This is a genomic window from Streptomyces sp. NPDC111802, from assembly GCF_055634335.1.
In genome coordinates, this window is the sequence record NZ_JBVKCZ010000007.1 from 196,163 (window position 1) to 221,595 (window position 25,433).

The 25,433-nt window shown below is 71.7% G+C and carries 24 protein-coding genes and 1 riboswitch; of the genes, 17 read left to right on the forward strand and 7 right to left on the reverse strand.

Annotated features, from left to right (window positions below):
- The first annotated feature begins 2 nt into the window (after positions 1-2).
- From ACZ7NC_RS10070 to ACZ7NC_RS10080, 3 genes are all read left to right on the forward strand, one after another.
- Positions 3-1,082 (forward strand): ABC transporter ATP-binding protein, encoded by a 1,080-nt coding sequence (locus tag ACZ7NC_RS10070; RefSeq protein ID WP_471486582.1) that lies wholly within the window; start codon positions 3-5, stop codon positions 1,080-1,082.
- Positions 1,083-1,129: 47 nt separating this feature from the next.
- Positions 1,130-2,590 (forward strand): HAD-IA family hydrolase, encoded by a 1,461-nt coding sequence (locus ACZ7NC_RS10075; protein WP_471486583.1) that lies wholly within the window; start codon positions 1,130-1,132, stop codon positions 2,588-2,590.
- Between the two features lie 120 nt (positions 2,591-2,710).
- Positions 2,711-3,907 carry an MFS transporter gene (locus ACZ7NC_RS10080; RefSeq protein ID WP_471486584.1) on the forward strand — a complete coding sequence of 399 codons (1,197 nt, stop codon included), beginning with the start codon at positions 2,711-2,713 and terminating at the stop codon, positions 3,905-3,907.
- On the opposite strand, the gene ACZ7NC_RS10085 is transcribed toward ACZ7NC_RS10080, so the two are convergent.
- Positions 3,876-4,415 carry a Repetin gene (locus ACZ7NC_RS10085; protein WP_471486586.1) on the reverse strand — a complete coding sequence of 180 codons (540 nt, stop codon included), beginning with the start codon at positions 4,413-4,415 and terminating at the stop codon, positions 3,876-3,878. The two genes, ACZ7NC_RS10080 and ACZ7NC_RS10085, sit on opposite strands and share 32 nt — an antisense overlap.
- 298 nt (positions 4,416-4,713) lie before the next feature.
- Here ACZ7NC_RS10085 and ACZ7NC_RS10090 point away from each other — a divergent pair, with 298 nt between their 5' ends.
- Complete coding sequence (locus tag ACZ7NC_RS10090; RefSeq protein ID WP_471486588.1) at positions 4,714-5,502, forward strand: carbon-nitrogen hydrolase family protein; 789 nt, start codon at positions 4,714-4,716, stop codon at positions 5,500-5,502.
- A 46-nt stretch (positions 5,503-5,548) separates the two neighbouring features.
- Positions 5,549-7,252, forward strand: a complete 1,704-nt coding sequence (locus ACZ7NC_RS10095; RefSeq protein ID WP_471486590.1) for a flavin monoamine oxidase family protein — start codon at positions 5,549-5,551, stop codon at positions 7,250-7,252.
- Here the strand turns inward: ACZ7NC_RS10095 and ACZ7NC_RS10100 are convergent.
- Together ACZ7NC_RS10100 and ACZ7NC_RS10105 are read right to left on the reverse strand one after the other, a co-directional pair.
- Entirely contained in the window at positions 7,249-8,178 is a 930-nt protein-coding gene (locus tag ACZ7NC_RS10100) for an LLM class F420-dependent oxidoreductase (RefSeq protein WP_471486591.1), read from the reverse strand. The genes ACZ7NC_RS10095 and ACZ7NC_RS10100 overlap by 4 nt on opposite strands.
- 80 nt (positions 8,179-8,258) lie before the next feature.
- Complete coding sequence (locus ACZ7NC_RS10105; protein ID WP_471486593.1) at positions 8,259-8,942, reverse strand: DUF5995 family protein; 684 nt, start codon at positions 8,940-8,942, stop codon at positions 8,259-8,261.
- Positions 8,943-9,115: 173 nt separating this feature from the next.
- Here ACZ7NC_RS10105 and ACZ7NC_RS10110 point away from each other — a divergent pair, with 173 nt between their 5' ends.
- Positions 9,116-10,249, forward strand: a complete 1,134-nt coding sequence (locus ACZ7NC_RS10110; protein ID WP_471486721.1) for a glycoside hydrolase family 6 protein — start codon at positions 9,116-9,118, stop codon at positions 10,247-10,249.
- A gap of 158 nt (positions 10,250-10,407) precedes the next feature.
- Positions 10,408-10,866, forward strand: a complete 459-nt coding sequence (locus tag ACZ7NC_RS10115) for an acyl-CoA thioesterase (protein WP_471486595.1) — start codon at positions 10,408-10,410, stop codon at positions 10,864-10,866.
- Here the strand turns inward: ACZ7NC_RS10115 and ACZ7NC_RS10120 are convergent.
- Positions 10,826-12,037, reverse strand: a complete 1,212-nt coding sequence (locus ACZ7NC_RS10120; protein ID WP_471486597.1) for an MFS transporter — start codon at positions 12,035-12,037, stop codon at positions 10,826-10,828. The genes ACZ7NC_RS10115 and ACZ7NC_RS10120 overlap by 41 nt on opposite strands.
- Positions 12,038-12,174: 137 nt before the next feature.
- Here ACZ7NC_RS10120 and ACZ7NC_RS10125 point away from each other — a divergent pair, with 137 nt between their 5' ends.
- Positions 12,175-13,617, forward strand: coding sequence for an ROK family transcriptional regulator (locus ACZ7NC_RS10125; protein WP_471486599.1), 1,443 nt, complete (start codon positions 12,175-12,177; stop codon positions 13,615-13,617).
- A 39-nt stretch (positions 13,618-13,656) separates the two neighbouring features.
- On the opposite strand, the gene ACZ7NC_RS10130 is transcribed toward ACZ7NC_RS10125, so the two are convergent.
- Complete coding sequence (locus tag ACZ7NC_RS10130) at positions 13,657-14,394, reverse strand: SDR family oxidoreductase (protein ID WP_471486600.1); 738 nt, start codon at positions 14,392-14,394, stop codon at positions 13,657-13,659.
- Positions 14,395-14,484: 90 nt separating this feature from the next.
- The gene (locus ACZ7NC_RS10135; RefSeq protein WP_471486602.1) at positions 14,485-15,375 is read right to left on the reverse strand and encodes an RNA polymerase sigma-70 factor; all 891 of its coding nucleotides are present in this window, start codon (positions 15,373-15,375) and stop codon (positions 14,485-14,487) included.
- A 343-nt stretch (positions 15,376-15,718) separates the two neighbouring features.
- Positions 15,719-15,849: riboswitch (FMN riboswitch) on the forward strand.
- A gap of 147 nt (positions 15,850-15,996) precedes the next feature.
- Here ACZ7NC_RS10135 and ACZ7NC_RS10140 point away from each other — a divergent pair.
- The 9 genes from ACZ7NC_RS10140 to ACZ7NC_RS10180 all read left to right on the forward strand — a co-directional run bounded on the left by ACZ7NC_RS10140 (position 15,997) and on the right by ACZ7NC_RS10180 (position 23,418).
- Positions 15,997-16,614: a riboflavin synthase gene (locus ACZ7NC_RS10140; RefSeq protein WP_471486604.1), complete on the forward strand. Its 618-nt coding sequence runs from the start codon at positions 15,997-15,999 to the stop codon at positions 16,612-16,614.
- Complete coding sequence (locus ACZ7NC_RS10145; protein WP_471486606.1) at positions 16,611-17,252, forward strand: nicotinamide mononucleotide transporter family protein; 642 nt, start codon at positions 16,611-16,613, stop codon at positions 17,250-17,252. The genes ACZ7NC_RS10140 and ACZ7NC_RS10145 overlap by 4 nt, the downstream gene beginning before the upstream one ends.
- Complete coding sequence (locus tag ACZ7NC_RS10150) at positions 17,249-18,607, forward strand: bifunctional 3,4-dihydroxy-2-butanone-4-phosphate synthase/GTP cyclohydrolase II (protein ID WP_471486607.1); 1,359 nt, start codon at positions 17,249-17,251, stop codon at positions 18,605-18,607. Before ACZ7NC_RS10145 ends, ACZ7NC_RS10150 begins: the two co-directional genes overlap by 4 nt.
- Before the next feature lie 24 nt (positions 18,608-18,631).
- Entirely contained in the window at positions 18,632-19,117 is a 486-nt protein-coding gene (ribH, locus tag ACZ7NC_RS10155) for a 6,7-dimethyl-8-ribityllumazine synthase (protein ID WP_003988915.1), read from the forward strand.
- Positions 19,118-19,151: 34 nt separating this feature from the next.
- The gene (locus ACZ7NC_RS10160; RefSeq protein WP_471486609.1) at positions 19,152-19,424 is read left to right on the forward strand and encodes a phosphoribosyl-ATP diphosphatase; all 273 of its coding nucleotides are present in this window, start codon (positions 19,152-19,154) and stop codon (positions 19,422-19,424) included.
- Positions 19,425-19,486: 62 nt separating this feature from the next.
- Positions 19,487-20,338 (forward strand): ATP phosphoribosyltransferase, encoded by an 852-nt coding sequence (gene hisG, locus ACZ7NC_RS10165; protein WP_471486610.1) that lies wholly within the window; start codon positions 19,487-19,489, stop codon positions 20,336-20,338.
- 11 nt (positions 20,339-20,349) lie between these two features.
- The gene (locus tag ACZ7NC_RS10170) at positions 20,350-20,805 is read left to right on the forward strand and encodes a PH domain-containing protein (RefSeq protein WP_471486612.1); all 456 of its coding nucleotides are present in this window, start codon (positions 20,350-20,352) and stop codon (positions 20,803-20,805) included.
- Positions 20,806-21,007: 202 nt separating this feature from the next.
- Positions 21,008-22,333, forward strand: a complete 1,326-nt coding sequence (locus ACZ7NC_RS10175; protein WP_471486614.1) for a hemolysin family protein — start codon at positions 21,008-21,010, stop codon at positions 22,331-22,333.
- Entirely contained in the window at positions 22,330-23,418 is a 1,089-nt protein-coding gene (locus tag ACZ7NC_RS10180; protein ID WP_471486616.1) for a hemolysin family protein, read from the forward strand. Before ACZ7NC_RS10175 ends, ACZ7NC_RS10180 begins: the two co-directional genes overlap by 4 nt.
- A 27-nt stretch (positions 23,419-23,445) precedes the next feature.
- Here ACZ7NC_RS10180 and ACZ7NC_RS10185 read toward each other — a convergent pair whose 3' ends face one another.
- Positions 23,446-25,311 (reverse strand): AAA family ATPase, encoded by a 1,866-nt coding sequence (locus ACZ7NC_RS10185; protein WP_471486723.1) that lies wholly within the window; start codon positions 25,309-25,311, stop codon positions 23,446-23,448.
- Between the last annotated feature and the right edge of the window lie 122 nt (positions 25,312-25,433).

Below are 25,433 nucleotides of genomic sequence, written 5' to 3' on the forward strand. Positions count from 1 at the left end.
CCATGACCGTGCTTGAAAAGACAGCCGAAGACACGGCGACCAAAGCCGCCACCGTCGAATTCCGCGGACTGCGCCGGGAGTTCGGAACGACCGTCGCCCTCGACGGACTCGACCTGACCGTCGAGCCCGGCGAACTCCTCGCCCTGCTCGGCCCGTCCGGCTGCGGCAAGACCACCGCGCTGCGCATGCTCGCCGGGTTCGAACACCCCGACTCCGGCGCGGTGCTGGTCGACGGCCAGGACGTCACCGGCATTCCCGCGCACCGCCGGGACGCCGGGATGGTCTTCCAGTCGTACAGCCTCTTCCCGCATCTGAGCGCCCTCGACAACGTGGCGTTCGGGCTGCGCATGCGCAAGGTCGGCAGCGGCGAACGGCGCGCCCGAGCCGCCGAGTTGCTGGAGCTGGTCGGCCTCGCCGACAAGGGCGAGCGGTTTCCGCACGAGCTCTCCGGCGGCCAGCAGCAGCGCATCGCCCTGGCCCGCGCCCTCGCCCTGCGCCCGCGCGTCCTGCTGCTCGACGAGCCGCTGTCGGCGCTCGACGCCAAGGTGCGCCTGACGCTGCGCGAGGAGATCCGGCGGCTTCAGCAGGAGCTCGGCATCACCACGCTGTTCGTCACCCACGACCAGGAGGAGGCCCTGTCGATGGCCGACCGGGTCGCGGTCATGCGGTCCGGACGGCTCGAACAGTGCGCCGCGCCCGCCGAGTTGTACGGCCGCCCCGCCACCGCCTTCGTCGCCGAGTTCGTCGGCACGATGAGCCGGATTCCGGGCAAGCTCGTCGACGGCGGGGTGGAGGTGCTGGGCCGGCGGCTGCCCGTCGACGGCGACGCACCCTCGGTGGCCGACGTCGATGTGCTGGTGCGGCCGGAGGCGGTGGCCGTGCGCGCCGACGACGCCTCCGACGCGCGCGTGGTCGCCACGGCGTTCCTCGGGGCCACCACCCGGGTGACCGTGCGACTCGCCGACGGCACCGAGGTCAAGGCCGACCTGCCCGCGCACGAGAGCGCCCCGCTCGGTGCCGGAGCCGCGGTGAGCGTGTCGCTGCCGGAGCGGCCGGTGCTGGTGGCCGAACGCAGCCGCTGACCCCGTACGACGACCTGCTGATCCCCCCACGCAAGAAAGAGACAACCGTGACTGAACTCCCGCTCCAGGCCGTCCTGTTCGACATGGACGGAACGCTCGTCGACACCGAGCGACTGTGGTGGGATGCGGTGGAGCGGGTCGCCGGCCGGGAATTGACCGAGGCGGACGAGCCGGAAGTGCTTGGCCGGTCCGTCGAGCACACCGCCGGCTGGCTGGCCGCGGCCACCGGTACACCGGCCGCCGACCTGGCCGAACTGCTCCACCGCGAGTTCGCCGACCGGGTCCGCGTCGGCATCGTCCCCCGCCCCGGCGCGCTGGCCCTGCTCGACGCCCTGGCCCGCGACGGCATCCCCACGGCGCTGGTCACGGCGTCGCCCCGGTCCGTCGCCGACACCGTCCTCGAAACACTCGGCGCGAGCCGCTTCGCGGTCTCCGTCACCGCCGACGACACCGACCGCACCAAGCCCGCTCCCGACCCCTACCTCGCCGCCTGCCGTGCCCTCGGCGTCGACCCGAGGGCCTGCGTCGCCGTCGAGGACACCCGCACCGGCGTCAGCTCCGCCGAGGCGGCCGGCTGCACGGTCCTCGCGGTGCCCTCGCTCGCCCCGATCGAGCCGGCCCCCGGCCGGACCGTCCTCGCGAGCCTGGAGGGCGTCACCCCCGAGCGCCTGCGCACCCTGCCGAGGAACCCCCTGCCGTCCGACGAACTGCGCGTCATGAGCTGGAACCTCTGGTACGGCGGCACCAAGGTCCACGACCACCGGGCCAAGCAGCTCAAGGTCATCGCCGAGACCGGCGTGGACGTGGTCGGCCTCCAGGAGACGTACGGCACCGCCGCCCAGGAACTCGCCGACGCCCTCGGCTGGTACCACCACCGGGCCGGCGAGAACCTCGGCGTCATCAGCCGCCACCCGATCACGGCCCGCTTCGGCGACCCGGCCGTCGGCTTCTACGGGGCGGCCGGGGTCCGGATCCGGGTCGGGGACCGGCAGGTCGACCTCTGGACGGCCCACCTCGACTGCGCTCCCTACGGCCCCTACGAGTCCGCCTTCGACGGGCTGCCGGCCGCCGAGTTGATCGCCCACGAAGAGGTGCGGCTCGCGCAGATGCGGGACACCCTGGGCCGGATCGAGGAGGCGGCCGACCCCGCCGTGCCCGTCGTCCTCGTCGGCGACTTCAACAGCCCCTCCCACCTGGACGGGGACGTCGAGTGGCCGGTGACGAAGGCGGCCGAGGAGGCGGGGCTGCGCGACTCCTACCGCGAGGCGCACCCGGACCCGGCCACCCACCCCGGGCACACCTGGTCGCCGATCCACGCCGTGCACGAGGACGGCAGCGGACGCCCCGAGCCACAGGACCGGATCGACTTCGTCCTGCACCGGGGCCTCGGCGTGCTCCACAGCGAGACGTACGTCAGCGGGCGCCCGCGCCCGTGGCCGGACGTCGAGGACAACGACTGGCCGTCCGACCACGCCGCCGTGATCACCGGATTCTCCCTGCGCGAGTGAGCCGGCCCCGCCTACCATCGGTGTCATGACCTGGCGACATTGATCCACCAGCCGTGCCTCCCGAGGGCCGCCTCGGACGCCGTACCCCCGGCGTCCGAACAGTCCCTGCGGGAAGGCCTCATGACACTCTCACCTGCGCGTGTGCCCGCCACCGGTGCCCGGCGGCTGACCACCACGCTGTACGGCTACTCGTTCCTCGACGACTTCGTCCTGCTCTACCCGGTGTACGCGCTGCTGTTCGCCGACACCGGCCTGTCGCTCTGGCAGATCTCCTCCCTGTTCGCCCTGTGGTCGATCACGGCCGTGGTGCTGGAGGTGCCCTCCGGCGCCTGGGCCGACACCGTGTCGCGTCGCAGGCTGCTGTGGATCGGCCCGCTGCTCACCGCCGTCGGCTTCGCGCTGTGGGTGATCGTCCCGTCGTACTGGGCCTTCGCGGCCGGCTTCGTCCTGTGGGGCGCCGGCGGAGCGCTCGGCTCCGGTGCCCTGGAGGCGCTGGTCTACGACGAACTGGACCTGCTGGGCGCCGCCGACCGGTACGCCCGGGTCATGGGCCGGTCCCGGGCCGCGCGGCTGGTGGGCACCGCGGTCTCCGCCGGTCTCGCCGGTCCCGTCTTCGCGGTGGGCGGTTACCCGGCCGTCGGTGTCGCGAGCGTCCTGGCCTGCCTACTGACGGCGCTCACCGCGGCCCGCTTCCCCGAGCACCGGGTGCCACCGGGGACCGGGGACGACAGCTGGAGGACGACCCTGCGGGCCGGGCTCGCCGAGGTCCGCGGGGACCGTTCCGTACGCGGTGCGCTGCTGCTGGTCCCCGCCGTCGCCGCCGTATGGGGCGCGCTCGACGAGTACACCCCGCTGCTGGTCCGGGACATCGGCGTGGCGGAGGCGACCGTGCCCTATCTGATCCTGCTGATCTGGGCCGGCGTCACCGCCGGGAGCCTGCTGACCGGACCGGCCGAACGGCTCGGCACGGCCGGGCTGGCGGCGCTGCTCATGTGCGCCGCGCTCGCCCTGGCCGTGGGCGCCATGGCCCGCTCGGTGCCCGGCATCGCCCTCGTGGGTCTCGCCTTCGGTGGCTTCCAGCTGGCGGAGGTCCTCGCCGACGTCCGTCTCCAGCACCGCATCGACGAGTCCCGCCGGGCCACCCTCACCTCCGTGGCGAGCCTGGGCACCGAGCTGGTCACGGTCGCCACGTTCGGCGTGTACGCGCTGCTCGGCACGGACGCGGAGCACGGCACGATCTTCGCGGTGCTGGCGATCCCCTACCTGGTGACGGCACTGGCGCTGGCTAGAAGTCGGGCCGCCACGGCACGACCGTGAAGTCGCCCGTCCCCTTCCTGACCTTCTCGAAGGGGGCGGAGCCCACACACTTGGGCAGCTCCTTCGTCTCGACAGGGCTGCCCGTCGAGGCCCAGCTGTAGCCGAGCCGGTCGTGCCCACCGACGTCGTGGACGGTGATGCCGACCCGCTTGCCCTCGGCGCCCGGCAGGTCGGAGGAGGTGATGACCCCGGAGACCACGGCGACCTTCCCGCCGGTCAGCAGGCAGTCCACCTTCGCCTTCGCCCGGGCGCCCTCGCCGTTCAGGTAGTGGCTGAACTCGAAGGTCCCGGTGGCCTTCGTCGGGTCGGCGTTGTCCTTCGCCGCCAGATGCGCGTCGAACGAGAACGTGATGTCGTCCCCGGCCGAGCGGTACAGCTTGGCGGTGCCGGTGAGCGCGGCGGCCTCGCGCTGCCGAGGCGCGTCGTCCGTCGCGGTGGCGACGGAGGCCGCCCCGGCGGTGAGCAGCAGTGCGGAGCCCAGCACGACGATCTTCGTACGGCGGTTCATCGCGGTCCTTTCTGCAGGTCAAGTGGACGGTCACCACTGTCCCGGCGCCACGCCCGCGCCACATCGCACCGGGGGCGGGACCCCGCCTCCGCCGTCCGGCGGGGACGGCGTCGCGCCGTGCGCCCCAAGGAGGGGCGGACCTACGCCCGGGGTCGCGCAACGAATCGCCGCCCACCCCTCGACGCACGCAACGAACAGCTCACCGGCGCGCAACGGCTCCTGCTTGTCCGGCCTGGTCAGCCGCCCGTACCGTCTACGTGGCCCCCACAATCACCCTTCCGCCCCGGTGAGGACACGCATGCGCACCGCCCTGCTCCAGAGCTCCGGCCGCCCCGGCTCCACCGTCGAGAACCTCAAGGTCCTCGACGAGGCCGCGGGCCGCGCCGCCGCCGCGGGTGCCGGGCTGCTGGTCGCGCCGGAGATGTTCCTGACCGGGTACGCGATCGGCGACGACATCGCCCGCCTCGCCGAGCCCGCCGACGGCGACTGCGCGGACGCCGTCGCCGAGATCGCGACCCGGCACGGCCTGGCGATCGTGTACGGCTACCCGGAGCGGGCCGACGACGTCGTCTTCAACTCCGCCCAGCTGATCTCCGCCGACGGCACGCGTCTCGCCAACTACCGCAAGACCCACCTCTTCGGCTGCTTCGAGCGCGACCACTTCACACCGGGCGACCAGCAGATCGTCCAGGCCGAGCTGGACGGCGTCCGGATCGGCATCCTGATCTGCTACGACGTCGAGTTCCCGGAGAACGTCCGGGCCCACGCCCTCGCCGGCACCGACCTGCTTCTCGTCCCGACGGCGCAGATGCACCCGTTCCAGTTCGTCGCCGAGTCGATGATCCCGGTGCGGGCCTTCGAGAACCAGATGTACGTCGCGTACGTCAACCGGGTCGGCCGGGAAGGGGAGTTCGAGTTCGTGGGCCTCTCCACGCTCGCCGGTCCCGACGGGGTCGCCCGCACCCGTGCCGGCCGCGACGAGGAGCTCGTCCTCGCCGACGTCGACCCCGCCTTCGTCGCCGCCTCCCGCGAGGCCAACCCGTATCTGACCGACCGCCGCCCCGGCCTCTACGGGTCGCTCGTCTGAATCCCTCCAGCCTTCACCAGCAGCCCTCGCAAGGAGTCCGTACCCCATGACGTCCATGGTGCCCAACGCCGTCGAGCACACCGACGAGCAGCAGCAGCCGCCGATCACCATGTTCGGCCCGGACTTCCCGTACGCCTACGACGACTTCCTCGCCCACCCGGCGGGGCTCGGCCAGATACCCGCGACCGAGCACGGCACCGAGGTCGCGGTCATCGGCGGCGGCCTGTCCGGCATCATCGCCGCGTACGAGCTGATGAAGATGGGCCTGAAGCCCGTCGTGTACGAGGCCGACCAGATCGGCGGCCGGCTGCGCACCGTCGGCTTCGACGGGCCCAGCACCGAGGGCCTGACCGCCGAGATGGGCGCGATGCGCTTCCCGCCGTCCTCCACCGCCCTCCAGCACTACATCGACCTGGTGGGCCTGGAGACCCAGCCCTTCCCCAACCCCCTTGCCGAGGCGACCCCTTCGACGGTCGTCGACCTCAAGGGCGAGAGCCACTACGCCGAGACGATCGACGATCTCCCGCAGGTCTACCGGGACGTCGCCGACGCCTGGAACAAGTGCCTCGAAGAGGGCGCCGACTTCTCCGACATGAACCGCGCCATGCGGGAGCGGGACGTGCCGCGGATCCGGGAGATCTGGGCGAAGCTCGTCGAGAAGCTCGACAACCAGACCTTCTACGGCTTCCTCTGCGACTCCGAGGCCTTCAAGTCCTTCCGGCACCGCGAGATCTTCGGCCAGGTCGGCTTCGGCACCGGCGGCTGGGACACCGACTTCCCGAACTCCATCCTGGAGATCCTGCGCGTCGTCTACACCGAGGCCGACGACCACCACCGCGGTATCGTCGGCGGCTCCCAGCAGCTGCCGCTGCGCCTGTGGGAGCGCGAGCCGGAGAAGATCGTGCACTGGGCGTACGGCACCTCGCTCGCGAAGCTGCACGAGAACGGCGAGCCCCGCCCGGCCGTGACCCGGCTGAACCGCGCCGCCGGCAACCGGATCACCGTGACCGACGCGAACGGCGACATCCGCACCTACCCGGCGGCCGTCTTCACCGCCCAGTCCTGGATGCTGCTGTCGAAGATCGCCTGCGACGACTCGCTCTTCCCGATCGACCACTGGACGGCGATCGAGCGCACCCACTACATGGAGAGCTCGAAGCTGTTCGTGCCGGTCGACCGGCCGTTCTGGCTGGACAAGGACGAGGAGACCGGCCGGGACGTCATGTCGATGACGCTGACCGACCGGATGACGCGCGGCACCTATCTGCTGGACGACGGCCCGGACAAGCCCGCCGTGATCTGTCTGTCGTACACCTGGTGCGACGACAGCCTGAAGTGGCTGCCGCTGTCCGCGAACGAGCGGATGGAGGTCATGCTGAAGTCGCTCGGCGAGATCTACCCGAAGGTCGACATCAGGAAGCACATCATCGGCAACCCGGTGACCGTCTCCTGGGAGAACGAGCCCTACTTCATGGGCGCGTTCAAGGCCAACCTGCCCGGCCACTACCGCTACCAGCGGCGCCTGTTCACGCACTTCATGCAGGACCGGCTGCCCGAGGACAAGCGGGCCATCTTCCTCGCCGGTGACGACATCTCCTGGACGGCCGGCTGGGCCGAGGGCGCCGTCCAGACAGCGCTGAACGCGGTCTGGGGCGTGATGCACCACCTCGGCGGGGCGACGGACGCGAGCAACCCGGGCCCGGGCGACGTCTACGACGAGATCGCGCCGGTCGAGCTGCCTGAAGACTAGAGTCCGGCTGCCCGTACCTTCTCGTACACCTCCGCCGCGACGTCCTTGAGTTCCCGGGCGTCGCGCGGAGTTGTCTGCAGGTCGAGAAGGGCCTCCTCCATGCCGACCTCGGCATGCGCCGCGAGATCCGCCACGATCTGCTCGACACTGCCCTGGAAGGGCTGGCGGTCGTCTCCGTCGTAGGCCTTCGCCGAGTACATGACGTTCACCCGCGGCACTCGCTCGATCGGCGTGGTGCGGCCGCGCTCGGCGGCGATGTCCTGGAGCTGGTGCCACCCGTCGGCGTACCCCTCGGCGCCCATGGCGACCGGGATCCAGCCGTCGCCGTGGTCCACGACCCGCTTCAGCGCCTTCCTGCCGGTCGCGGCCACCAGGATCGGGATGGGACGGGCGGGCTTGGGGCCGACCACGGCGGCGTCGATCTTCGTGATCCGGCCCTGGTAGGACACCGGGTCCGGGCCCCACACCGCCCGGCAGACGTCGATGACCTCGTCCAGCACCTGGCCGCGCTCCTCGATCGGCCGTACGGACGCGGCGGCGAACTCGTCGGCCGACCAGCCCGTGCCCAGACCCGCGACCACCCGGCCGCCGCTCGCCGCGTCCAGCGTGGCCAGGGCCTTGGCGAGCTGGAACGGTCCGTGCAGCGGTGCGACCACGATGCCCGTGCCCAGCCGGACCCGTTCGGTGACCGCCGCGGCCAGGGTCAGGGTGACCAGCGGATGGGCCATCCCGCGGTACCAGTCCGGCCAGGGCAGGCCCGGGACGCCGTACAGCCCCTGGGTCGGGGACTCGGGGACGAGGGCACGCTCGTACACCCACAGGCTGTCGTAGCCGATCTGCTCGGCGGTACGGGCCACGTCCGTCACGTCATTGGCGAGGTCGTACTGCCGGAGCTGGGGAAGACCGAGTCCGAGACGGATGGCCATGACTGAGTGCTCCTTCGCGATGGGCGGGCCCCCACCGGCCAACGTACTGCGGGCGCGGGGAAGCGCCAGTCGAGGCCGGATCAGTCCGCCAGCGGAGTGAGCAGCATGCGACCCGCGAATCCCACCGCCGCGTCCAGCCGCTCGGTGAACTCCTCGGCGACGTCCGGGAGCCGGCGCAGCGCCCACAGCGCCCGCGCCGCCGACCAGGTGGCGTCCCGCGCGCGCTCCAGGCTCCAGGAGCCGAGCAGATGGGTGAGCGGGTCGGCGATCTGGAGCAGATCGGGGCCCGGCATCAGCTCTTCGCGGATGCGCTCCTCCAGCGAGACGAGGAGATCACCCACCCGATCGAACTCGTCCTCCAGATCGACGGGTTCGCAGCCGAGGCTACGACAGGCGTCCACCACGGCGAGCGCCAGATCGTGGCCGATGTGCGCGTTGATGCCCGCGAGCGCGAACTGCAACGGCCGTACGCCGGGATGCCGGCGCATCTGGAACAGGGGCCGCCAGCACGCGGGCGGACGCCCCTCGCCCTCGGCCGCCACCGCCGCGAGATAGCGCTCCGCGAACCGCACGTCCAGCGTGATCGCGGCCCGCACGTCCGGGAACCGGCCGCCGTCGATATGCCGGTCGACCGCCTCCGTCACGGCGAGGTAGACGCGGTTGAACACGGCGACGCCGTCGCGTTCGGGCAGGGTCGCGTCGAGGGCGCGCATACGGAAGACGACCGCGTCCACGGCTGTGGTGAATTGTTCGCATTGCGCCATGGGGGCAATGTCCCAGCTTTAGGCTGGCGGAGTTGTCGGCGGGCCCGGCGCTTCCCCAGAACGGGGGAACGCGCTCGCTGTGGGGGAGGGGGAGCGGGACCGTGCCAGGCTTACGTGCCCAGCGACTGGCCGCACGCAGGGCCGAGCGCAGGAGGGCCGCCCGGCGGGGCGCCATGGTCATGGCTGCCTCGGTCGTGGTCGCCGTCGGCGCGGCAACGGGCCTGCTGACCGCGTTCGACGACAGAAGGGGCGCCGACGAGGCCGGCCCGCCCGAGGTCACTCGCTCGCCGAGCCTTCGGTACCTGCCGATCGTGCCGTCCGCGTCCCCGTCGGTCACGAAGTCCGCCTCGCCCACGTCCGCCGCGCCGACACCCGCTCCGAAGCGGCCCACCCGCACGCCCTCACCGACGAGGACCGAGAGGAAGCAGCAGCAGGCCGTGGTCTCCGCCCGCCTCTACCGCCACCCCGACTCCCAGGTGCTGGAGTGGGTCCGCGACAACCCCGCCGACCCGCGCCACGCCGTCATCCAGTCCCGGATCGCCGCACAGCCGGCCGCGGTGTGGTTCGCCGACTTCACACCGGACACCATCACCGCCCGGGTCCGTGCGGTCACCTCGGGCGGGTCGGCGCTGGGGCGGGTACCGGTGGTCGTACCGTACGCCATACCGGACCGGGACTGCGGCGGCTACTCCGAGGGCGGGGCACCGAGCCTCGACGCGTACGACGCCTGGATCGACAGGTTCGCCGCCGGGCTCGGTTCCGGCGATGTCATCGTCGTCCTGGAGCCCGACTCCATCGCCCAGTCCGAGTGCCTCTCCGCCGGTGCGCGTGCCGAGCGCTTCGCCTCCCTAGCCCGCGCGGGCCGGGCCTTCAAGGAGGCCAACCCCAGGGCGCGCGTCTACTACGACGCCGGGCACTCCGGCTGGAACGGGCCCGGCAAGCAGGCCGAGTGGCTGAAGCAGGCCGGCGCCGCCTCGACCGCCTCCTCCGACGGCGTCTTCAGCAATGTCTCCAACTTCCACGCCACCGCCGACGAGATCGCCTACGACCGACAGGTCCTCGACGCTCTCGGCGGCCCGCCGGGCCTGGGCGCCGTCATCGACACCAGCCGCAACGGCGCCGGGGCACCGGCCGACGGCGAGTGGTGCGATCCGGCGGGCCGCAAGCTGGGCCGGGCGCCGACGCTCGCCACCGGCGAGACTCGGATCGACGCATATCTGTGGGTGAAGCTGCCGGGGGAGTCGGACGGCTGCAAGGGCAGGCCGGGGACCTTCACGGCGTCGTACGCCTACGACTTGGCGCGCTGAGCTCCCTCGCGGGCGTCGCGTGACGGCCCGATTGGGTCGTGCGTCCGTCGCCGACATCACAGGCCGCGCCGACCACGGCTGACCAGGGTCGATCCGAGCAGGCTGAGCGTCCGCTTAGGATGGGACCAGTCAACTCGTACGTCCCAGGAGTCCCGCACGTGACCGCCGAAGCCCCGATCGCGCCCCTTCTGTCCTACGGCCGACTCGTCCCCGTCACCGTCCACTTCGACGACCTGGACGCGCTCGGGCTGCTGCACAACGCGCGCTACCCGCTGATGGTCGAGCGGGCCTGGGCCGAGCTGTGGCAGGAGCACGGCTTCCGCTTCGAGGGCGACTGGGTGGCGGCCGGCGACGCCTGCAACGCGGTGAAGGAACTGCGCATCAGCTACGAGGCGCCGGTCACCAGGCCGGGCGTCTACGCCGTCCACCTCTGGCTGGAGCGGCTCGGCAACACCGGCCTGACGTACGGCTTCCGGTTCTGCTCGGCCGACGGCTCGGTGACCTACGCCCACGGCGCCCGGGTCCTGGTGCGGCTGGACGCCGGTACGCTGCGGCCGGCGCCGTGGAGCGAGGCCTTCAGGGCCGCGGGTCGGGAACTGCTGCGTCCGGCCGGCTGACCTTCGGGCGATCGCGGTCACCGGCGCGCAGGACGCCCGCGAAGACGGCGAGCCCGGAGGACAGCACCGTGACCACGCAGAAGGACACCATCAGGCTGCTCAGCTGGGCGAGCCCGCCGATCGCGCTCGGGGCGACCAGCCCCGAGGTGTAGGTGATCGTCGCGACGCCCGCGATGGCGAGGGAGGGGTTAGGGCTGCTGCGTCCGGCCGCCGCGAAGCACAGCGGCACGACCACCGCGATGCCGAGGCCCAGCAGCGCGAACCCGGTCATCGCCAGGGCCGGCCCGTCCGAGACGACGATCAGCAGTCCGCCGAGCGTGGCGAGGTAGCCGCCGAAACGGACCGTGCGCACGGCGCCGTAGCGGTCCACCACCTTGTCGCCCGCGATCCGGGCGAGCGCCATGGTGAGCGTGAAGCCGGTGGTGCACGCCGCCGCGAGACCGGCCGAGGTCTCCAACTCGTCCCGCAGATACACCGCAGACCAGTCCAGGCTCGCGCCCTCCGCGAAGACCGCGCAGAACCCGACCGCGCCGATGAGCAGCGCCGACTTGGGCGGCAGCGCGAACCGGGGCGGCGGCTCCTCGTCCTCGGCGGGCTGGAGGTCGAGCACCCACTGGCAGGCCACCACGCCGAGCACGGTGAGGGTCGCCGCCGCGAGCGTGTGGTGCAGCCGGGCGTCCGCGCCCAGGTGCGCCGCGAGTGTGCCGGCCGCCGAGCCGACCAGGGCGCCCGCGCTCCACATGCCGTGCAGGCCCGACATGATCGACCGGCCGAGCCGGGTCTCGACCTCGACGCCGAGCGCGTTCATCGCGACGTCGGCCATGCCCGCGGTGGCGCCGTACACGAACAGGGCCAGACACAGGGTCAGCAGATTCGGCGCGAGGGCGGGCAGGACCAGGGCGAGCGTCCACAGGGCGATCAGTCCGCGCAGGGCGTTCCGCGCGCCGAAGCGGTGCGTGATGCTGCCCGCTAGCGGCATCGCCACGGAGGCGCCGAGCGCGGGGAAGGCGAGCGCGAGCCCCAACTGGCCGGCGCTGACCCCGGCATGGTCCTGAATCCACGGCACGCGCGTCGCGAACGAGCCGGTGACGGCCCCGTGGACGGCGAAGACGGCGGCCACGGCGTACCGGGCCCGCCTCACCTCGCGCAGGTCGTAGACCACCTCGCTCATTGTCCGACCCCTCCCGGTCCGCGCTCGATGCTTGAGCCGCGCGTAAACTATCAGGAACCCTGCCTGATAGATAGAGTGCTTTCACGGCCGTCGTAGCCCCCGCTCTCCCGGCCGCGCCGATCTGGAAGGATCCCGGCATGCCCGCATCCCCGAGCACCGCCCGGGCCATCAACGACCGACTCGCCCTGCGCCTGCTCCAGCAGGAGGGCCCGTTGACGGCAGGGCAGTTGAAGCAGCTGACCGGACTGTCCCGGCCGACCGTCGCCGACCTGGTCGAGCGCCTCACCGACGCCGGCCTGATAGCGGTCGTCGGCGAGGCCGGCGAACAGCGGCGGGGTCCGAACGCCAAGCTGTACGGCATCGTCGCCGGCCGTGCCCATCTGGCGGCGCTCGACGTGCGTACCGAGGGAGTCTCGGTGGTCGTGTCCGACCTGGTCGGAGCCGTGCTCGCCGAAGCGGCGGCGCCGATCGGCGGCGACATCGGGACGGGGCCGGCCGTGGAGCAGGCGGCGGCGCTGGTGGAGCGGGTCGTGAAGGAGGCGGGGGCGGACCGGCTGCACACGGTGGGCATAGGCGCCCCGGGCCTGATCGACCCGGCGAGCGGCGAACTGCGTGACTCGACCGGCCTGCCCGAATGGCACCGTCGCCTCGTCGCGACCCTCCAGGAACGGCTTCCCGAGGCCCGCGTCAGCGTCGAGAACGAGACCAACCTCGCCGCCCTCGCCGAACAGCGCGACGGTGTGGCCCGGGGCCGGGACACCTTTGTCCTGCTGTGGCTCGGCCACGGCACGGGCGCGGCCGTGGTCCTCGACGGGGCGCTGCGCCGCGGAGCCTCCGGCGGAACTGGCGAGATCGGCTTCCTGCCGGTGCCGGGCACGGTGGGGTTGCCGTCGGCGGTGGACTGCGAGGGCGGGTTTCACTCGCTGGCCGGGTCGGCGGCGATCGTGGAGTTGGCGGAGGCGTACGGGTTCTCCGCCGAGGGCATGTCCGTGCGCGAGCCGGTTGCCGCGGACGTCGTGGGGGAGGCGGTGGCGCGGGTCGCGGGGGCGAGTGGTGGGGAGGCGGTGGCGCGGGTCGCGGGGGCGAGTGGTGGGGAGGCGGTGGCGCGGGTCGCCAGGCCGAGTGGTGGGGAGGCGATGGCGCGGGTCGCCAGGCCGAGCGGTGGGGAGGCGATGGCTGGTTCGCCGGAACGTGGTGGACCGGTTGCCCCTGCCGGGGCCCATCGCACCTCCGACCTGGCGGCGCCGGCCGGCGCGCCGCACGTGATGCCCTCGGCCGCCGCCCCCCGCGACGCCGCCTCGGCCGATCGCTTCCTCGACGCCCTCGCCGACCGCCTCGCCATCGGCGTCGCCTCCGTCGTCGCCATCCTCGATCCCGGCTGTGTCGTCCTCGGCGGCGAGGTCGGACAGGCCGGGGGAGAGGTGCTCGCCGCGCGGGTGGAGGAGCGCATCCGGCGGATGTCGCCGCTCGTGACCGTGGTGCGGCCCAGCAGCCTGGGCGGCGGTGCGGTCCTGCGCGGAGCGCTGCTCACCGCGCGCGAGGCCGCGCAGGACGAGCTGTTCGCGCCGCCGGACCGCTGACTGTCGTCGGACATCCGAGTCAGGTTTCGAGACGCCGGTTCAGACCCCCCGCTCCAGAAAGTCCTCGAACGTCCCCTTGCCCACCGCATGCTCGGGCGCCAGATGTCCGCCCGAGCGGAAGGCCCGGTACGCCTTGCCCCGCAGCGGCACGCGCAGCACGAGCCGCCTGCGGCCCGTCGCCTTGAGGTACGCGCGGGCCAGCGAGTCGAAGGTCCGGATCTCGGGGCCGCCCATGTCCTCGCCCCGCCCGGCCGGGGCCGCCAGGGCCAGTTCGGCGAGCCGGTCCGCGACCTCCGCGACCTCGACGGGCTGGTCCTTCACACCCGCGGGCAGCAGCACGACCGGCAGCTTGGACACGGCCCCCAGCACCCGCACCACCAGGTCGTGGAACTGGGTCGCGCGCAGTACGGTCCAGCCCAGCCCCGACTCCTCGACCAGCCTCTCCACGGCGAGCTTGGCCTTGTAATAGCCGAAGGGCACCCGGTCGACGCCGACGATCGAGATGTAGACCAGATGCCGTACCCCTGCCGTGCGCGCCGCCGCGATCAGACGTCGCGCCGCCTCCTCGTCACCGCCGCCCGGCGAGCTCGCGCAGTGCACGATCGTGTCCACGCCCGCCATCGCGGCGTCCAGACCGGGACCGCCCTTGCGCAGATCGACGGCGTACGGCTGGGCGTGCCGGCTGAGCACCCGCACCTCGTGGCCGCCCGCGCGCAGCCGCTCGGTGACGAGTCGGCCGAGCGTGCCGGTGCCGCCGGTCACCAGGATCGTGGTCATGCTGTTCAGTCCCTTCGGCGCCGGGCACTCCTGAACGGAGCGCCCCTCACCAGCTGGGACCGAGTACCCCACGCGAAATGTGACAGCCGGCTACGCCTGCCGCGCCAGCTGTCGGCGCACGAAGTCCAGCTTGTCCGGGTTCACCACGGCCCACGCGTGCATGACCAGCCCGTCCCGCAGCTCGAACGCCGTCACCGACATCAGCGTGTCGCCCGCCCAGACGGCCAGCGCGGGCGAACCGTTGATCTCGACGACCGTGAACTCCAGGCCGGCCAGGAAGGTCCGCGTCGCACCCGCCAGGAAGCGGAACACCTTCTCCCGGCCCTCGATCGGCCGCCGGGCCGCCGTGACCTTGCCGCCGCCGTCGCTCCACCAGGTGACGTCGGCCGCCAGCACCTTCTCCAGCCCGGCGAGGTCGCCGTCGCGGGCCGCCGTCAGGAACGACCTGACCAACTCCTCCTGCCGCTCGGGAGTCGACTCGAACCGCGATCGCCGCTCACCCACCCGCCGCACGGCCCGCCGATGGAGCTGCCGGCTGTTCGCCTCGGTCAGCTCCAGCACCTCGGCGATCTCCCGGTGGGCGTAAGCGAACGCCTCCCGCAGCACGTACACGGCGCGCTCGGTCGGCGTGAGCCGCTCCAGCAGCACCAGCATCGCCAGGGACACGGCGTCCCGCTGCTCGGCGGACTCCAGGGGCCCCAGCGTGCCGTCCGAGGTGGCCACCGGCTCCGGCAGCCAGGGGCCGACGTACTGCTCGCGCCGCGCCCTGGCCGAGGTCAGCCGGGTGAGACAGAGGTTGGTGACGACCTTGGCGAGCCAGGCCGCCGGACGCTCGATCGTGTCCCGGTCGGCGCCGCTGAACCGCAGATACGCGTCCTGGACGGTGTCCTCGGCCTCCTCGGCCGAGCCGAGCATGCGATAGGCCAGGCCGAACAGCCGCGGGCGATGGGTCTCGAACTCGTCGGCGGTCCCGGTGGTCATGACCTCACCCTGCCAGAGCCGCCGAAGGCGGGAACTGGGGGACCCGGCGGCGGGCAAGGGCCGTCGTCACCGCCGCCGGGCCGTCTGCGTGCCCCTGGCTCTCCAGTGGAAGAGGTCACACAGGGCGAGGGGGTTCCCGAACCGTCGTCGGTTGCGCTGACCCTAGAGAGGACTAGACCATAGCGTCAATAGGTATGGACCAATCTCAAGGTCGTTCCCGTTTGCGGCAGTTGGGCCGCCGTGAACTGCCGCGGATGTCCAGCGCAGCGGCCTGTGAGGCACCCCACAGGATTCGGCCGCATGGACGTCGATCAGGCGTGGCACACTGGCCCTGTACCAGAAGCAGCGCACTCCGGGGTCGGTGAAAGTCCGAACCGGCGGTTACAGTCCGCGACCCGGTCGCCTCCAGCGGCCGGTTGACCAGGTGAAATTCCTGGACCGACGGTTAAAGTCCGGATGGGAGGCAGTGCGCGGCGGGCGGGCATTCGTGCGCGCCGCCGAACCGGTTCGTCCATGGGGCGACCCCTGTCCGGCGTCGCCCCCGGTGTCCCTGCTCGTACATTCTGTCGTCATCGACAGGCCCCGGAGTCCGTGCCCCAACGTGGCAGGAGGACCCGGGAAGTGTTCACCGGAATCGTCGAAGAGCTGGGCGAGATCACCGCCGTCGAGACCCTCGACGACGCCTGTCGCTTCCGACTGCGCGGCCCCGTCGTCACCGACGGCGCGAAGCACGGCGACTCCATCGCGGTCAACGGCGTCTGCCTCACGGTCGTCGACCACGAGGGCGACGAGTTCACCGCCGATGTCATGGCCGAGACCCTGAACCGCTCCAGCCTGGGTGTCCTCACCGTCGGCTCCCGCGTCAACCTGGAGCGCCCCACCGCCGTGGGCGCCCGCCTCGGCGGGCACATCGTGCAGGGGCATGTCGACGGCACCGCCGAGGTGCTGGAGCGCAAGCCGTCCGAGAACTGGGAGATCGTCAAGATCTCGCTCCCCGCGGACCTCTCCCGGTACGTCGTCGAGAAGGGCTCCATCACCGTCGACGGCATCAGCCTCACCGTCGTCGACGCCGGCCCCGACTACTTCACCGTCAGCCTGATCCCCACCACCCTCGACCTGACCACGCTGGGCCTCAAGCAGCCCGGCGACCCGGTCAACCTCGAGGTCGACGTCATCGCCAAGTACGTCGAGCGGATGCTGGGCGACCGGCTCTCCTCCGAAGGAGCGACGAACCGGTGAACTCGCTGAACTCCGAGGCATTCGTCCTGTTCGGCCAGCACATCCTCTGGTCGGACATGGTCGGCAACCTCTTCGGCCTCGCCGCCCTCGCCCTCGGCTGGCGGCGCTCCATATGGACCTGGCCCGTGCAGTTCCTCGCCGGTCTGATCCTCTTCGGCGCCTTCTTCGGCCATCTGACCGGCAGCGCCGGTAAGCAGGCGGTCGTCATGCTCGTCGCCCTGTACGGCTGGTGGCAGTGGCAGCGCGGCAAGGGCCAGGAAGCGGACGGCCATATCGCCGTGCGGTTCGCCACCTGGCGCGAGCGCGGGGTGATGGTCGCCGCGGCCGCCGCCGGCACCGTCGCGGTGGCACTGCTCTTCAAGGCGTACCCGACCTTGTCCTGGGACCCCTGGCCCGACGCCTACATCTTCGTCGGCACCGTCGTCGCCATGTACGCCCAGGCGCGCGGCATGGTCGAGTTCTGGTTCGCCTGGCTGCTCGTCGACCTGGTCGGCGTCCCCCTCAACTTCGCCAACGGCTACGCCTTCTCCGGCTTCGTCTACGTCATCTACGGCGCACTCGTCCTGTGGGGCATGCGCGACTGGTGGCTGCGCTCCCGCAAGGACGCGCGGCCCGTCCTGGAAGGAGCGCCGGCATGACCACGGCACCGATCCTGTACCGCACCGAAGACGTCGAGAACCTCACGCTCGACCCGATCGAGCAGGCCATCGCCGACATCGCCGCGGGCCGCCCGGTCGTGGTCGTCGACGACGAGGACCGCGAGAACGAGGGCGACCTCGTCATCGCCGCCGAGCACGCCACCCCCGAGATCGTCGCCTTCATGATGAGCGAGTGCCGGGGCCTGATCTGCGCGCCCATGGAGCCCGAGGAGCTGGACCGGCTCGAACTCCCGCAGATGGTCGCGGACAACACCGAGTCGATGAAGACCGCCTTCACGGTCTCCGTGGACGCCTCCGCCGCGCACGGGGTGACCACCGGCATCTCGGCCTCCGACCGGGCTACCACGCTGCAGCTGCTCGCGAGCGGCAAGGCGGAGCGGTCGGACCTCGTCCGCCCCGGCCACATCTTCCCGCTGCGCGCCAGGCCCGGCGGCGTCCTCGTCCGCAACGGCCACACCGAGGCCGCCGTCGACCTGGCCCGGCTCGCGGGGCTGCGCCCGGCCGGTGCCATCGTCGAGATCGCCGGCGAGGACGGCGAGATGCTGCGGCTGCCCGAGCTGATCCCGTTCGCCCGCAAGCACGGCCTGACGATCGTCTCCATCGAGGACCTGATCGCCTACCGGCGCGGCGCCGAGCGCCCGAAGCCGGTCGAGCAGCGGACGGTCCAGCAGGAGCAGCTTCCGGCCGAGCCCGCCCTCCGCCGCGAGGCCGAGGTCCATCTGCCCACCGCCCACGGCGCCTTCACGGCGTACGGCTACCGCTCCACCGTCGACGGCGTCGAGCACGTCGCTCTGGTCCACGGTGAGATCGGCGACGGCGAGGACGTCGTGGTCCGTGTCCACTCCGAGTGCCTCACCGGCGATGTCTTCCACTCCCTGCGCTGCGACTGCGGCCCCCAGCTGGAGTCGGCCCTGGAGCGCATCCAGGCCGAGGGCCGTGGAGTCGTCGTCTACCTGCGCGGACACGAGGGCCGGGGCATCGGCCTGATGTCCAAGCTGCGCGCCTACGAACTCCAGGAGCGCGGCCGCGACACCCTCGACGCCAACCTCGAACTCGGCCTTCCCGCCGACGCCCGCGACTACGGCGCCGGCGCGCAGATCCTGGCCGACCTGGGCGTGCACAGCGTGCGTCTGCTGACCAACAACCCCGACAAGAGCGACGCGCTCCTCGCCCACGGCCTCAAGGTCACCGAACGGGAGCCGATGCCCGTACAGGCGGGCGAGCACAACCTGACGTATCTGCGCACCAAGCGGGACCGGATGGGCCACGACCTGCCCTGGCTGGACCCGGCCCCCGAGGCCCCGGCCCCGCTGTCCACCTGCACCAACCAGTAAGAGCACACGAGGAGACTCAAGAACGTGAGCGGCAAGGGCGCACCGGAGCTGTCCGTACGCAATGTGGGCGACCTGCGGGTCGCGGTCATCGCGGCACAGTGGCACGAGAAGGTGATGGATGGTCTGGTGGACGGCGCCCTGCGCGCCCTGCACGACCTGGGGATCGACGAGCCGACCCTGCTCCGGGTCCCCGGCAGCTGGGAACTCCCGGTCGTCGCCAAGGTCCTCGCGGGCCGCGGCTACGACGCGATCGTGGCCCTGGGGGTCGTCATCCGCGGCGGCACTCCCCACTTCGAGTACGTGTGCCAAGGCGTGACCCAGGGCCTGACCCAGGTCTCCGTCGAGACCGGCGTCCCCGTCGGCTTCGGCGTGCTGACCTGCGACACCGAGGAGCAGGCCCTGGACCGGGCCGGCATCGAGGGCTCCAACGAGGACAAGGGGCACGAGGCGGTGACGGCGGCCGTGGCGACGGCTGCCACGCTCCGCTCAGTATCTGAACCCTGGCGCTGACGAAAGCCGTATGTGGCATAGGCTGAGCGTCACCATGTCCAAGAAGACGTTCGAGGAGCTCTTCACCGAGCTCCAGCACAAGGCCGCCCACAGCGACCCCGCCACCTCCCGCACCGCCGAACTGGTCGGCAAGGGCGTCCACGCCATCGGCAAGAAGGTCGTCGAGGAGGCCGCCGAGGTCTGGATGGCCGCCGAGTACGAGGGCAAGGAAGCCGCCGCCGAGGAGATCTCGCAGCTGCTGTACCACGTCCAGGTGATGATGGTCGCCCGCGGGATCTCCCTGGACGACGTCTACGCCCACCTCTGAGCCGTAAAAAGCCGAAGAGCAACCCCGCACACCCGTAAGAGCGAACGAAGGAAGCCGACCTCATGCTGCGCATCGCCGTCCCCAACAAGGGTTCACTCTCCGGCCCTGCGGCGGACATGCTGCATGAGGCCGGCTACCAGCAGCGGCGCGAGTCCAAGGAACTGCGGATCGTCGACCCGGAGAACGACGTCGAGTTCTTCTACCTGCGCCCCCGCGACATCGCCATCTACGTCGCCTCCGGCCAGCTCGACATCGGCATCACCGGCCGTGACCTGCTGATCGACTCCGACGCCGAGGCCGAGGAGATCCTGCCGCTGGGCTTCGCCCGCTCCACCTTCCGCTTCGCCACCAAGCCGGGCACCGTCGGCGACGACCTGTCGGACCTGAAGGGCAAGACGGTCGCCACCTCCTACGAGGGCATCGTCGCCAAGCACCTCGCCGACAACGGCATCGACGCCTCCGTCGTCCACCTCGACGGCGCCGTGGAGACCGCCATCCAGCTCGGTGTCGCCCAGGTCATCGCGGACGTCGTCGAGACCGGCACCTCGCTGCGCAACGCCGGTCTGGAGGTCGTCGGCGAGCCGATCATGAAGTCCGAGGCAGTCGTCATCCGCCGCGTCGGCGCGGACGGCGAGGACTCCAAGGTCCAGCAGTTCCTGCGTCGCCTCCAGGGCGTCCTGGTCGCCCGGACGTACGTGATGATGGACTACGACTGCCGCGTCGAGCAGCTGGAGAAGGCCGTCGCCCTCACGCCCGGCCTGGAGTCCCCGACCGTCTCCCCGCTGCACAACGAGGGTTGGGTCGCCGTCCGTGCCATGGTTCCCGCCAAGGAAGCCCAGCGGATCATGGACGACCTGTACGACATCGGCGCCCGGGCCATCCTGACCACGGCCATCCACGCCTGCCGCCTGTAGAGAGCACAGAGATGTCCGAACTGCCTGCTCTTCCCGTCACGTTCCGACCGGGCCGCACCCGGGCCGTCCTGCTCACCGCGGGCGTCGCGATCTTCATCGTCATCACGACCGTCGCGCTGCTGCTGGAGAAGCTCGGCCCCGGCGAGCGCCTCAGCTTCATCCTCACCGGCGCGCTGATGTTCGGTGTGCTGGCCATGCTGGCCCGTGTGAAGGTCGTCGCCGACGAGTCCGGCGTCACCGTGGTGAACATCACCTCCAGGCGCCGACTGGACTGGGCCGAGATCCTCCAGGTGAACCTCCGGCCGGGCGACCCCTGGGTGTTCCTGAACCTCAGCGACGGCACCAGCCTGCCCGCACTCGGCATCCAGCCGGGCATCGCCAAGCAGCGGGCCATCGCCGACGCGCGCGCCCTGCGGGCGCTCGCCGAGGCCCGTGCCATCAGGGAGCCCGAGGACCATGAGGGCTGACTCGGCTCCGTTCACCCTGCCGTAAATCGCGATGTCTTGATTAATCTGTTGGCGGAGGCGTTTTCGTGACGCCTCCGCCGCTGATGTGCCCAACGGCCTTCAGAGGCCCCCTGCTACCCGAGGAGTGATTCCCTCCAGCGATGGACGGATCGTCCTGTAGTACCTGCGCCGCCCCCTCCCGACATACCGGGGCGGCCGCATCATGAGCATCCCCTTGCTGCTCCTGGCAGCCGCGTTCCTCCTGATTCTCGCCAACGGCTTCTTCGTGGCCGCCGAGTTCGGCCTGGTCACGGTCGAGGCGACGGACGCCGAGAAGGCCGCCGCGGAGGGCGACCGAAGGGCCCACCGGGTCGTCGAGTCGCTCAAGGAACTGTCCTTCCAGCTCTCCGGCACCCAGCTCGGCATCACCATCACCTCCCTGGTGGTAGGCATGCTCGCCGAACCGGCGCTCGCCCAGCTGCTGGGCGGCCCCTTCACCGCGATCGGGATCCCCGAGGGCGCGGTGTCCGGCGTGGCCGTGGTCGTCGGCATGCTGCTGGCCTCGGCCGTGCAGATGGTGATCGGCGAACTCGTGCCCAAGAACTGGGCGGTGTCCCGGCCGATGCAGGTCGCGCGGTTCGTCGCCGGCCCGCAGCACGCCTTCGCCCGGCTGTTCCGCCCGGTCATCGCCGGGCTGAACGCCGTCGCCAACCGTCTCGTCCGCTCGCTCGGCATCGAGCCCGCCGCAGAGCTGGCCTCCGCCCGCACCCCCGGCGAACTCGTCTCCCTGGCCCGGCACTCCGCCCAGGCCGGCGCCCTGGAACAGGACACCGCCGACCTGTTCGTACGGACCCTGTCGCTCGCCGAGCTGACCGCGCAGCACGTGATGACGCCGCGCGTGAAGGTCAGCGCGCTCCAGTCGTCGGCGACTGCCGAGGATGTGGTCAACCTCACCCGTGCGACCGGTCTGTCCCGTTTCCCGGTCTACCGGGAGAGGATCGACGAGATCGTCGGCATGGTCCATCTGAAGGACGCGCTGGCGATCCGTTCGAGTGATCGTCTGCGCACCCCGGTCGGCCGTATCGCCCGCCCGGCGCTGCTCGTCCCCGAGACCCTGCCGGTCCAGCCCCTCCTGGCCCAGCTGCGCAGCGAGCAGCCCATCGCCGTCGTCGTCGACGAGTACGGCGGTACGGCGGGCGTGGTGACGCTGGAGGACATCGTCGAGGAGATCGTCGGCGAGGTCCGCGACGAGCACGACGGGCAGGACCTGCCCGAACTCGCCGCCGCCCCGCCGGAGGACGGCCGGCCCGCCTGGGACGCCGACGGCAGCTGCCGTGTCGACATCCTCCAGCGGATAGGACTCGACGTGCCCGAGGGGCCGTACGAGACCGTCGCCGGACTCGTCGCCGACCTGCTCGGACGCATCCCGGCCGTCGGTGACAGGGCGGAGCTGCCGGGCTGGCGGCTGTCGGTGCGCCGGGTCGGCCACTACCGGGCCGAACGTGTCCGGCTGGTGCGGACCGGGGCCGTGGTGGAGGTCGCCCGATGAGCGTGCTCCAACTCGTCTTCGCCGCGCTGCTCGTGCTCGCCAACGGATTCTTCGTCGGCGCCGAGTTCGCCCTCGTCTCGGTCCGCCGCAGCCAGATCGAACCGCTGGGCACGGCACGGGCCCGTCAGGTCCTGTACGGCCTGGAGCGGCTGCCGCAGATGATGGCGGCGGCCCAGTTCGGCATCACCATCTGCTCGCTGACGCTCGGCGCGGTCGCCGAGCCCACGGTGGCGCACCTGCTGGAGCCGGTGTTCGAGTGGATCCATCTGCCGGACGGCGTGATCCATCCGCTCACCTATGTCATCGCGCTCGCCGCGGTGGTCTTCTTCCATCTGGTCATCGGCGAGATGCTGCCGAAGAACCTGGCCATGGCAGCCCCGGAGAAGGTCGCGCTGTGGCTCAGCCCCGGACTGGTCTACTTCGCGCGCTTCTGCCGGCCGATCACCGTGGCCCTCGGCGCCGTCGCACAGGCCATCCTGCGGCTCTTCCGCGTCGAGCCGAAGGACGAGGTGGAGGCGGTGTTCACCAGCGAGCAGCTCAACCGGCTCGTCGAGGACTCCGGCCAGGCGGGTCTGCTCGACCCCGAGGAGCAGGAGCGGCTGGAGGACGCCCTGGAGCTGGGCTCCCGCCCGGTGACGGACGTACTCCTGGGGCGTGAGTCCCTCGTCACCGTCAGTCCCTCGGTCACCCCCGGCCAGATCGTCGCGCTCACCGCCCGCACCGGGTACTCCCGCTTCCCGGTCGCGGCGGAGAACGGCGCCTTCATGGGCTACCTGCACGTCAAGGACGTACTGGACCTGGAGGAATCGGAACGGGCCGTGCCGCAGCAGGTCTGGCACCCGATGACGACCCTGCGCTCGGAACTGCCGCTGGACGACGCCCTCACGGTCATGCGCCGCGCCGCGACGCACCTGGCCCAGGTGGCCGACGCGTCGGGCAAGGTCCTCGGGCTCGTCGCGCTGGAGGACGTACTGGAGCTGCTGGTCGGCGAGGTACGGGATCCGGCGCATCGGGAGCTGCCGGAGGTCCGGGTGACGGGGCCACGGATGAGCACCGGGGAGCCGGAAGAGGCACTGGCCGGCTGATCCACGGCTACGGCGTCGCGGGATCCGTCACATGGCCGACGGATCCTGCGGCCCCCGCCCCGACAGCACCTCGCCGTACGCCTGCATCAGATCCGGCAGCCGAAGTGTCGACAAGTCGTCCCTCGTGAGCGCCCCCGGGTAAGTCGTCAACCGCAGATCCCGGTACGCACAGCTCTTCTCGTACAGGGTCCGCAGGAACCGCCCGTTGCCCAGCTCGTCGATCCATCCCTGGTCGACCACATGCCCGGCGATGGACCGCAGCTCGTCCAGCGCCTCCTCGTCCCACACGTCCCCGTTCTCCGCTGCGAGCACCTCGCCGATCGAGGTCAGTTCGAGGGGGCGGTACGAGGGGAAGTCGACCCGGGTCGTGAAGCGCGAGGACAGACCGGGGTTCGCGGTCAGCAGGCGGTCCATGCCCTCGGGGTAGCCGGCGAGGATCACCACCAGGTGGTCCCGGTTGTCCTCCGCCCGCTTCAGCAGCACCTGAAGGGCCTCGTCGCCGTACGCGTCGCCCTTGCCGTAGCCGGAGTTGGAGAGGGAGTAGGCCTCGTCCACGAACAGGACGCCGCCGAGCGCGGAGTCGATGAGCTCATTGGCCTTCACGGCCGTCTGGCCCAGATACTCGCCGACCAGATCGGCCCGCTGGGCCTCCACGAGATGGTCGCCGCCGAGCAGCCCGAGGGCGTAGAAGACACGGCCCAGGATGCGGGCGACCGTGGTCTTGCCGGTGCCGGAGGGGCCGGAGAAGACGAAGTGCCGTTTGGGCGGCTGCACCGGAAGGCCCTGCCCGGTGCGCAGCCGGGCCATGTTCAACTGGGCGGACAGCGCCTTGACCTGGCGCTTGACGGGTTCGAGCCCCACCATGCGCTCGAGCTCGGCGAGCGCCTCCTCGAGTAACTGGGGGTCGGTCGGCCCGGCCGGCAGCGGCTGCGACGACACGGCCGTCTTCTCGCGCACCGCCGGATCCACCACCGACGGCAGCGGCCCGGTCGGCGGCAGATCGGGGTCGGACAGCTTCAGGTCCCGTCCCTCGGTGCCGAAGAGCGGGTCCAGCCCGTCGGGACCGTCGGCCAATTCCCCGCCGAACCCGGTCAGCGTGATCGCCGCGAGGTCGGTGGCGTCGTCGTAGCCGTCGCCCTCGGCGATGGCCGCGAGCCTCGCCGAGGTGTCCATGAAGGCGGGGTCGACGCGGTGCACCGCGCGGTAGAGCGGGAGGGCGGCGGCCGAGCGGCCCGTGCCCTCGTGCGCCCGCGCCAGCCAGTACCGCAGCTCCTTGCGCTGCGGCTGCTCGCTGCGGCACCGCATCAGCGCGGCCGACAACAGCGGCTCGGCCTGCCCGTACATCTCCAGCCGGACCCGTGCCATGCCGCCGAACAGGCCGGCCTCGATACCGAGCATCGCGTCGTCGAGCAGCGGGTCGGTGTGCCGTACCAGCTGCTCCCAGTCCTTGACCAGATAGGCGCGGCAGGCGTGCAGGAAGCGGACCTGATGGTCGGTGTCCACGGGCGGGAGCCCGGCAAGCGCCCGGTCCAGCTCGGGGACGTGCCGGCCGTCCAGCCAGTGCGAGGCGTGGGCGAGGAGCAGGTCGCGCGGGCTCTCCAGGACCGGTTGCACCCACCAGCCCAGCCAGTACCAGGAGTTGATCGTGCGCCGGTGCCGGGTGCGCTGTTCGCCGAAGCGGTCCCGGTGCCGGAACATCCGCAGCAGCGCGGTCGTGGTGTCGACGCGCAGCGCGTGCAGGCCGAGCCATCCGTCGGCCATTCCCGGATCGATCCGTACCGCGGTGCGGAACTCCTCCTCCGCCTGCGGATACGCCCCCATCGTGTAGGCATCCACACCTCGCAGCCAGGCGAGGTCGGCCGGGGCCTCGGGGCCCTGCGTGCCGAAGTCCATCACGTCCCCCACAAACCGTGCCCCCGTCGGTTGGCCGACCGCTCGCCCGTCGGCCGCCTTGATCAGCTCGATCGAACCGCCCTGCCGCGGACCGGAGTTGCAGCGGTGCGCGGAGCGGCCGT